The organism is uncultured Photobacterium sp. (genome assembly GCF_947039875.1).
Classification (GTDB): domain Bacteria; phylum Pseudomonadota; class Gammaproteobacteria; order Enterobacterales; family Vibrionaceae; genus Photobacterium.
The window spans coordinates 62,613-70,236 of the sequence record NZ_CAMRAN010000017.1; the positions used below are offsets into that span (position 1 = coordinate 62,613).

The 7,624-nt window shown below is 42.1% G+C and carries 5 protein-coding genes; 3 read left to right on the plus strand and 2 right to left on the minus strand.

What is annotated here, in order from left to right; all coding sequences use genetic code 11:
* Nucleotides 1–240: 240 nt before the first annotated feature.
* The 3 genes from guaB to Q0V26_RS08185 all read left to right on the plus strand — a co-directional run bounded on the left by guaB (nt 241) and on the right by Q0V26_RS08185 (nt 5,369).
* Nucleotides 241–1,704: an IMP dehydrogenase gene (guaB, locus tag Q0V26_RS08175; RefSeq protein ID WP_080158899.1), complete on the plus strand. Its 1,464-nt coding sequence runs from the start codon at nt 241–243 to the stop codon at nt 1,702–1,704.
* A 113-nt stretch (nt 1,705–1,817) separates the two neighbouring features.
* Complete coding sequence (gene guaA, locus Q0V26_RS08180; protein ID WP_297480451.1) at nt 1,818–3,401, plus strand: glutamine-hydrolyzing GMP synthase; 1,584 nt, start codon at nt 1,818–1,820, stop codon at nt 3,399–3,401.
* 408 nt (nt 3,402–3,809) lie between these two features.
* A complete protein-coding gene (locus Q0V26_RS08185; protein WP_080158897.1) occupies nt 3,810–5,369 on the plus strand; it encodes an AbgT family transporter in 1,560 nt (519 codons plus the stop codon).
* 158 nt (nt 5,370–5,527) lie between these two features.
* Here Q0V26_RS08185 and fghA read toward each other — a convergent pair whose 3' ends face one another.
* Both fghA and Q0V26_RS08195 read right to left on the minus strand, forming a co-directional pair.
* Complete coding sequence (gene fghA / locus Q0V26_RS08190) at nt 5,528–6,376, minus strand: S-formylglutathione hydrolase (protein ID WP_297480453.1); 849 nt, start codon at nt 6,374–6,376, stop codon at nt 5,528–5,530.
* Between the two features lie 91 nt (nt 6,377–6,467).
* Entirely contained in the window at nt 6,468–7,598 is a 1,131-nt protein-coding gene (locus tag Q0V26_RS08195; RefSeq protein WP_297480460.1) for an S-(hydroxymethyl)glutathione dehydrogenase/class III alcohol dehydrogenase, read from the minus strand.
* Nucleotides 7,599–7,624: the final 26 nt, after the last annotated feature.

Here is a 7,624-nt window from a genome sequence, read left to right on the forward strand (position 1 = left end):
CAGGCGGTCAGAAAACTATCAAATAGAACGAAAAACGCCTAGGCAGATCAATGGACAGATCTTGGCCGTATTTCGTCGACCGCATCACCGGATAGTTAACCGAAATATACTACACAGCAAATGTTTTTTGTCAAATAAAAAATAAAAAATAAAACTAGCCAAACGATTGCTTCATACGTATAATCCGTTCGCAATATTTTAATCTTCTTTGTAAACCTTTAAATTGGTGTGAGATATTGCATGTTACGAATTAAAAAAGAAGCGTTGACGTTTGATGATGTATTATTAGTTCCTGCTCATTCTACAGTCCTACCTAACACTGCCGATCTGCGCACCCGTCTCACGAAAGAGATTGCTCTTAACATTCCTATGCTATCAGCATCTATGGATACAGTGACTGAAGGTCGCCTAGCTATTGCTCTCGCTCAAGAGGGTGGTATTGGTTTTATCCACAAGAATATGTCAATCGAACAACAAGCGGCTGAAGTTCGCATGGTGAAAAAGTTCGAAGCTGGCGTTGTTGCAGAACCTGTTACTGTTAAACCAAATAACACTATTGCAGATGTTAAGCGTTTAACGGAAGAAAATGGTTTCGCAGGTTACCCTGTGGTTACAGATAACAACGAATTGATCGGTATTATTACTGGTCGTGATGTCCGTTTTGTTACCGACCTTTCAATTAAAGTTGAAGAAGTAATGACTTCAAAAGAGAAGCTAGCCTCTGCTAAAGAAGGTGCATCTCGTGAAGAAGTTGAAGCTATCATGCAAAAGTACCGTGTTGAAAAAGTACTGCTTGTTGATGATAACTTCCGTCTAAAAGGTATGATCACAGCGAAAGACTTCCAAAAAGCAGAACGTAAACCTAATGCATGTAAAGATGCTCGCGGTAGTTTACGTGTTGGTGCTGCTGTTGGTGCTGGTGCGGGTAATGAAGAACGTGTTGCTGCATTAGTTGAAGCTGGCGTTGACGTATTACTTATCGATTCATCTCACGGTCACTCAGAAGGCGTTTTACAACGTATTCGTGAAACTCGTGCAGCTTTCCCTAACTTGCCTATTGTGGGTGGTAACGTTGCAACTGCTGAAGGTGCTCGCGCACTGATTGATGCCGGTGTAAGTGCGGTTAAAGTGGGCATCGGCCCTGGTTCAATCTGTACTACTCGTATAGTGACAGGTGTGGGTGTTCCACAAATTACTGCGATTTCAGAAGCTGCATCAGTGGCTGATCAATACGGTATTCCAGTTATTGCGGATGGCGGTATTCGTTACTCTGGTGATTTATGTAAAGCCATCGCTGCGGGTGCGTCATGTGTAATGGTTGGCTCAATGTTCGCGGGTACTGAAGAAGCACCAGGTGAAGTTGAACTGTACCAAGGCCGTTCATACAAATCATACCGTGGTATGGGTTCACTAGGCGCAATGTCAAAAGGCTCTTCTGACCGTTACTTCCAATCAGATAACGCAGCTGACAAACTTGTACCAGAAGGTATTGAAGGTCGTGTGGCTTACAAAGGTTTGATGAAGGAAATTGTGCATCAACAAATGGGTGGCTTACGTTCAAGCATGGGCTTAACTGGCTCTGCAACAATTGAAGATTTACGCACTAAAGCTGAATTTGTACGTATTTCAGGTGCCGGCATGAAAGAGTCACACGTACATGATGTGACGATTACAAAAGAAGCACCTAACTACCGTATGGCTTAATTATTAAGCAGTCAGTCTTCATTGAACGAAAACGATTGCCTAAGTTGCGAAGTTAGATAAAATCGGGGCTAAATATAGCCCCCAATACATTCAATTTTTGAGATAGCTCTATAATGACCACTACCGCAAATATTCATGACCAACGTATTCTTATTTTGGATTTTGGTTCGCAATACACTCAGTTAATTGCCCGTCGTATCCGTGAAATCGGCGTTTACTGTGAACTTTGGAGCTGGGATGTTGATGAAGCTGATATCCGTGATTTCAATCCAAACGGTATTATTCTTTCTGGTGGTCCTGAAAGCGTAACTGAAGCAGGTTCTCCTCGCGCACCACAGTATGTATTTGAAGCGGGTGTTCCGGTGTTTGGTGTATGTTACGGCATGCAGACCATGGCAGAACAACTGGGTGGTAAAGTTGCCGGTTCTGATGAGCGTGAATTTGGTTATGCGCAAGTTAAAATTGTTGAGCAGACTGCTTTCTTAAAAGATATTCAAGATGCTGTTGCTGCTGATGGTACACCATTACTTGATGTATGGATGAGCCACGGTGACAAAGTTGTCGAAATTCCAGCGGATTTCATTAAAGTCGCTGAAACAGATACCTGCCCATTTGCTGCAATGGCAAATGAAGATAAGCGTTTCTACGGAGTGCAATTTCACCCTGAAGTAACGCATACGCGTCAAGGCATGAAGTTAATTGAAAACTTTGTAATGAATGTGTGTGGCTGTGAAAAGCTATGGACTTCAGCCAATATTATTGAAGATGCGATTACACGAATCAAAGAACAAGTGGGTGACGATGAAGTTATCCTTGGTCTTTCTGGTGGTGTTGATTCATCAGTGGTTGCGATGCTTATTCACCGTGCAATTGGCGATAAGTTAACATGTGTATTTGTTGATAATGGTTTACTTCGTCTTAACGAAGGTCAGCAAGTCATGGACATGTTTGGTGATAAATTTGGCCTAAACATTATTCATGTTAAAGCTGAAGATCGTTTCTTAACGGCATTAGCGGGTGTTGATGAACCAGAAGCAAAACGTAAGATCATCGGTCACGTGTTTGTTGATATTTTTGATGAAGAATCAAAGAAACTAAAAAATGCTAAGTGGTTAGCACAAGGTACTATCTACCCTGATGTTATCGAATCTGCAGCGTCTAAAACGGGTAAAGCACATGTGATTAAATCACACCATAATGTTGGCGGTTTGCCTGATGATATGGAAATGGGCTTGGTTGAACCATTACGTGAATTATTTAAAGATGAAGTACGTAAGATCGGTCTAGAACTTGGCTTACCTTATAACATGCTATATCGCCACCCATTCCCTGGACCTGGTTTAGGTGTACGTGTATTGGGTGAAGTGAAGAAAGAGTACTGTGACTTACTACGTCGCGCTGATGCAATCTTTATTGAAGAGCTACATAACGCTGATCTTTACAATAAAGTATCACAAGCATTTACTGTGTTCTTACCTGTACGCTCTGTAGGCGTGATGGGCGATGGCCGTAAGTATGATTGGGTTGTATCGCTACGTGCGGTAGAAACCATCGACTTTATGACCGCGCATTGGGCACACTTACCTTACGATTTCTTAGGTAAAGTATCAAACCGTATCATCAATGAAGTTAATGGCATTTCACGTGTTGTTTACGATATTTCTGGTAAGCCACCAGCCACGATTGAGTGGGAATAATTACGGGCTTATTAGCACGAATTGAATAATAAAAAGCACCTACGGGTGCTTTTTTTATTGCTGTAATTTAAGGCGATTGAAGGGCAAAAGCTAACAGTGGTTGTTTATTTTTGTGTATCAACAAAAGGAGAGTAGCCCTAATAAGGGGAAGATAAATTGTAAACCCCCACAAATGTTGCAGATATGTTTTTTTATTGTTTTTAGTAAGTTTCGTATTAATGATTAGTTACAATATGTTGTGGTATATGAGTGTTATAAATAGGTCTATAACACTGTTTGTTGTGATAATTTCATTACAATCGTTCAGCGAATATTCAGAATTTATTTGGGCGAAAAACACAATGAGATCGACTACATGTAAGTAGATCCAAACAGCAAACATAACCAGCATAAGGACATGGCATTACCATGAACGAAAAAACACTAAAGCAAGCACCACCTCCATCGACGAGTGCGATGGACAAGTTTTTAAATGGTATTGAGCGCGCAGGTAATAAAATTCCTGATCCCGCTTTACTGTTCTTTTGGGGTTTAGTCACCGTTTGGATTCTTTCGGCTGTTTTATCACAGTTTGATTTCGGTCTTGTGCACCCAGTTACTAAAGATGTGGTACAAGTGAATAACTTGCTAACGGGCGATGCCATGGCAAGCTTCTTGGCTAACATGGTGAAAAACTTCACCGGTTTTGCACCATTGGGTATTGTACTTGTTGCTATGTTAGGTGTTGGTGTTGCTGAAGCGTCTGGCTTTATCAATACAGGCCTGAAAAAGATGTTAAATGTCACCCCAGCTAAGCTACTTACACCAATGCTGATTTTAGTGGCTATTGTATCGCACACTGCGGCTGATGCAGGTTATGTGTTGGTTATTCCTCTTGGTGGTATTATCTTCCACGCTGCGGGTCGTCACCCTCTAGCCGGTATTGCGGCTGCGTTTGCGGGTGTTTCTGGTGGTTTCTCTGCTAACTTTATTCCTTCTGGTATCGACCCATTATTAGCGGGCTTCACACAAGAAGCAGCGCGCATCATGGACCCAACTTACATTGTTAACCCGTTAGCAAACCTAATGTTCACTGGTTTATCATCATTTGTTATTGTGGGTATTGGCTGGTATATCACTGATAAAGTGATTGAGCCTCGTTTACAAAAAACAGCAATTGATACTGATGCAGAAGAAGCACCAGATATGGGCTCTTTTACACCATTAGAAAGCAAAGCATTCTCATATGCTGGCTGGACAATGGTCGTTGGTATTGTGCTATTAGTTGCTGCTGTATGGCCTGAAACATCACCATTGCGTTCACCATCCGGTGAAGTGGCAGCCTTTAATGCGCCAGTAATGCAATCTATCGTACCGTTGATTTTTATTCTGTTTGTTATTCCGGGTATTATTTACGGTAAAGTTGCGGGCACATTTAAGCAAAGCGGTGATGTGATTAAAGCAATGTCGACCACAATGGCGGGCATGGCTGGCTTTATGGTAATGGTGTTCTTTATTGCTCAGTTCTTAGTTGCGTTTACCCAGTCAAACCTAGGTACATTATTAGCACTTTCTGGTGCACAGTTATTGCAACAAATGAACCTTCCTGGACAAGTAACTATCATTGGTATGATTCTACTAACAGCAAGTGTTAACTTGTTAGTGGGTTCTGCTTCTGCTAAGTGGGCATTGATTGGTCCTATCATGGTACCAATGCTAATGGCGGTAGGTATTTCACCTGAGCTTACTCAAGCGGCTTACCGTGTTGGCGACTCTGTATCTAATATTATTTCGCCAATGATGGTGTTCTTCCCATTAGTGGTTGTTTACATGCAGCGTTATGTTAAGAGCTCAGGTATTGGTACATTAGCGTCAATGATGATGCCGTACTCAATTGCAATGCTAATTGGTTGGACTATCTTCTTGTTAGTATTCTGGACGCTAGGTATTCCTCTAGGTGTTCAAGCGCCTTACACTTACAGCATGTAATTAATAGACTGTAATAACGGTAATTAGCTTTAATATAGTTAGTATTAATACAGCGTTATCGTCAAACAATAAAAAGCCTCGAACAGTTAGACTGGCCGAGGCTTTTTTGTGTCTTATTAAACCCTGTCTGCAAAAAAGGCGTTTAATAAAGTTAGCGGTTATTTATTGAAGTTTTCAACGTGGAAACGCAGATGCTCATCAATAAATGACGCCATAAAGTAGTAGCTGTGGTCATAACCATCTTGCATACGAATCTCAACTGGGTAGCTATTGGTTTCTGCTGCCGCAATCAGAGTTTCAGTTCGAAGTTGACCGTCATTGTAGAAGTTATCATGCGTACCTTGATCAACTAACATTGGTAATTTGATCTCAGCAATACGCATCAATTCACTTGTATCATATTGCTTCCAGTTTTGAGTATTTGTTCCCAAGTAACCGGTAAATGCTTTTTGGCCCCAAGCGCAATTCATTGGATTAACGATAGGGCTAAATGCAGATGCAGAGCTATAACGCTTCGGATTACGCAAGGCGATCATGAGTGCACCATGTCCACCCATTGAGTGACCACTGATTGCACGCTGATCAGTCACAGGGAAATGTGCTTCAATCAATGTTGGCAGTTCATTTACAATGTAATCATACATATGGTAATGACGATTCCACGGCGCTTCTGTGGCATTAACATAGAAACCAGCACCTAGACCAAAATCATAAGCACCTTGTGGATCGTCGGCAACGCCTTCGCCACGTGGGCTAGTATCAGGGGCTACAATCGCAACGCCTAATTCTGCCGCCATGCGTTGTGCACCTGCTTTTTGCATAAAGTTTTCATCAGTACATGTTAGACCTGATAACCAGTAAATAACCGGTACTTTTTGCCCTGCGGCACATTGCGGAGGCAGGTAAATAGCAAAACGCATATCACAATTAAGAACTTCTGAGCGGTGAGTATATTGCTTATGCCAGCCGCCAGCACTTTTGTTACAGCTAATATTTTCTAAAGGCATTGGATTTGGTCTCTTGTTAAAGCTGCGCAGAGTGTAGGGACTCTGCGCATTTTTTATGGCGTTATTATAGTAATGCTGAGGTATAAAAAGCTTACTTATCGAAGTGAATAACCGTACGGATACTCTTACCTTCATGTAGTAGGTCAAATGACTTGTTGATGTCGTCTAGGCCCATGTTAAATGAGATGAAATCATCAAGTTTGAATTCACCCGCCATGTAACGGTCAACGATACCTGGAAGCTCTGAACGGCCTTTAACGCCACCAAATGCAGAGCCACGCCATACACGACCAGTCACTAGTTGGAATGGGCGGGTAGAGATTTCTTGACCTGCACCAGCAACACCGATGATTACTGACTCGCCCCAACCTTTGTGACAACACTCAAGTGCAGAACGCATCACGTTAACGTTACCGATACACTCAAAAGAGTAATCAACACCGCCGTCAGTTAATTCAACAATCACTTCTTGAATTGGCTTGTCGAATTTCATTGGGTTAATACATTCAGTTGCACCTAGCTTACGTGCTAAATCGAATTTGCTTTCGTTGATATCAATCGCAATGATACGGCTAGCTTTAGCCATAGTACCGCCGATGATAGCTGCAAGACCGATACCGCCAAGACCAAACACAGCGATAGTGTCGCCTTCTTTAACTTTAGCAGTGTTAAGTACTGCGCCCATACCGGTTGTTACACCACAACCTAAAAGACAAACTTCTTCAAGTGGCGCTTCTTTGCTGATTTTAGCTAAAGAAATTTCTGGAAGTACAGTGTACTCAGAGAAAGTAGAGCAACCCATGTAATGGAAGATAGGCTGACCGTCTTTGTAGAAACGAGTCGTGCCGTCTGGCATTAGGCCTTTACCTTGGGTTTCACGTACTGCCTGACAAAGGTTAGTTTTACCAGATAGGCAGTATTTACATTTGCCACACTCAGCAGTGTAAAGAGGGATAACGTGATCGCCAACTTCAACACTTGTTACGCCTTCACCGATCATTTCAACGATACCGCCACCTTCGTGACCAAGGATCGCAGGGAATATACCTTCTGGATCGTCGCCAGATAATGTGAACGCATCAGTGTGACATACACCAGTTGCAACGATGCGAACTAATACTTCGCCAGCACGGGGTAACATTACATCAATTTCTTCAACAGAAAGAGGCTGTTTAGGACCCCATGCGATAGCCGCTTTTGATTTGATAAATTTGTCAGTCATAATCTTCACTCTAGTTGTATTTATTT

Bases quoted from the DNA above. Each gene is read 5' to 3' on its own strand.
- Q0V26_RS08185 (WP_080158897.1), top strand. From the start codon at position 3,810: ATGAACGAAAAAACACTAAAGCAAGCACCACCTCCATCGACGAGTGCG.
- guaB (WP_080158899.1), top strand. From the start codon at position 241: ATGTTACGAATTAAAAAAGAAGCGTTGACGTTTGATGATGTATTATTA.
- fghA (WP_297480453.1), bottom strand. From the start codon at position 6,376: ATGCCTTTAGAAAATATTAGCTGTAACAAAAGTGCTGGCGGCTGGCAT.
- guaA (WP_297480451.1), top strand. From the start codon at position 1,818: ATGACCACTACCGCAAATATTCATGACCAACGTATTCTTATTTTGGAT.
- Q0V26_RS08195 (WP_297480460.1), bottom strand. From the start codon at position 7,598: ATGACTGACAAATTTATCAAATCAAAAGCGGCTATCGCATGGGGTCCT.